The sequence below is a fragment of the Vibrio sp. 10N.261.51.F11 genome, assembly GCF_041471665.1.
GTDB lineage: Bacteria > Pseudomonadota > Gammaproteobacteria > Enterobacterales > Vibrionaceae > Vibrio > Vibrio crassostreae_C.
This window is the reverse complement of sequence record NZ_JBFROW010000112.1, coordinates 1-273: the sequence shown is the minus strand read 5'-3', so window position 1 is coordinate 273 and position 273 is coordinate 1. Positions and strand designations below refer to the sequence as shown.

At 47.3% G+C, this 273-nt stretch carries 1 rRNA gene; it reads right to left on the bottom strand.

What is annotated here, in order from left to right:
• Window positions 1-215 (bottom strand): 16S ribosomal RNA (locus AB4351_RS22060); the annotation flags it as partial.
• Window positions 216-273 lie beyond the last annotated feature (58 nt).

Sequence of the window (273 nt, the reverse complement as noted above, 5' to 3'; positions counted from 1 at the left end):
TCCCCCTCTTTGGCCCGTAGGCATTATGCGGTATTAGCCATCGTTTCCAATGGTTATCCCCCACATCAAGGCAATTTCCTAGGCATTACTCACCCGTCCGCCGCTCGACGCCGTTATCGTTCCCCGAAGGTTCAGTTAAGTCGTTTCCGCTCGACTTGCATGTGTTAGGCCTGCCGCCAGCGTTCAATCTGAGCCATGATCAAACTCTTCAATTTAAAGTTTTGATTACCTAAATTAATAGGTGTGACTCAACGAATACTGACTTCAAAACTA